The 1,222-nt window shown below is 47.1% G+C and carries 1 protein-coding gene; it reads left to right on the forward strand.

Annotation, left to right across the window (positions count from 1 at the left end; translation table 11 throughout):
- The first annotated feature begins 21 nt into the window (after positions 1 to 21).
- Positions 22 to 1,212 carry an elongation factor Tu gene (gene tuf / locus IP485_RS13670; protein ID WP_194365355.1) on the forward strand — a complete coding sequence of 397 codons (1,191 nt, stop codon included), beginning with the start codon at positions 22 to 24 and terminating at the stop codon, positions 1,210 to 1,212.
- Positions 1,213 to 1,222 lie beyond the last annotated feature (10 nt).

Consider the following 1,222-nt stretch of genomic DNA (forward strand, 5'->3'; position numbering starts at 1 on the left):
CCAAAAAAAGAGGAAATACTCATGGCAAAGGCCAAGTTTGAACGTCTAAAACCACATGTCAACGTTGGTACCATCGGACACGTTGACCACGGTAAAACAACCCTAACAGCTGCTATCGCGACTGTTGCTGCAATCACTTCAGGTGGCGAAGCCAAAGACTACGCGTCTATTGACTCAGCACCAGAAGAAAAAGCACGTGGTATCACCATCAACACCTCACACGTAGAATATGACACAGAAGCACGTCACTATGCTCACGTAGATTGCCCAGGTCACGCCGATTATGTTAAAAACATGATCACTGGTGCGGCTCAAATGGACGGCGCAATCCTAGTCGTATCTGCAACTGACGGCCCTATGCCACAAACACGTGAGCACATCTTGCTTTCACGTCAGGTTGGCGTACCGTACATCATCGTATTCATGAACAAATGTGATGTTGTTGATGACGAAGAATTGCTAGAACTCGTAGAAATGGAAGTACGTGAATTACTTTCTGACTATGACTTCCCAGGTGATGACACGCCAATCATCCATGGTTCAGCTACTGAAGCCCTAAAAGGCTCACAAGAGAAATATGGTCAACCAGCGGTTGTAGAACTATTGAAAGTTCTAGACACCTACATCCCAGAGCCAGAGCGTGACGTTGACAAAGCATTCCTAATGCCAATCGAAGACGTATTCTCAATCTCAGGTCGTGGTACTGTTGTAACTGGCCGTGTTGAGTCTGGTATCGTACGCGTTGGCGACGAAATCGAAATCGTTGGTATCCGTGACACTCAAAAAACCACTTGTACTGGTGTAGAGATGTTCCGTAAACTGCTTGACGAAGGTCGTGCAGGCGAAAACTGTGGCGTACTACTACGTGGTACTAAGCGTGAAGACGTACAACGTGGCCAAGTACTAGCTAAGCCAGGTTCAATCACTCCTCACACCAAGTTTGACGCTGAAGTATATGTGTTGAGCAAAGAAGAGGGTGGTCGTCACACACCATTCCTAAACGGCTATCGTCCACAGTTCTACTTCCGTACTACTGACGTAACTGGCGCAATCCAATTACAAGACGGTACTGAAATGGTAATGCCTGGTGATAACGTTGAGATGGGCGTAGAGCTTATCCACCCAATCGCTATGGACAAAGGTCTTCGCTTCGCTATTCGTGAAGGCGGCCGTACTGTAGGCGCTGGTGTTGTTGCTAACGTACTAAACTAATCTATCAGTC

The organism is Psychrobacter sp. NG27 (assembly GCF_016106655.1).
Lineage (GTDB): Bacteria > Pseudomonadota > Gammaproteobacteria > Pseudomonadales > Moraxellaceae > Psychrobacter.

Coding starts and splice junctions, on each gene's coding strand:
- tuf (WP_194365355.1), top strand. CDS start 22: ATGGCAAAGGCCAAGTTTGAACGTCTAAAACCACATGTCAACGTTGGT.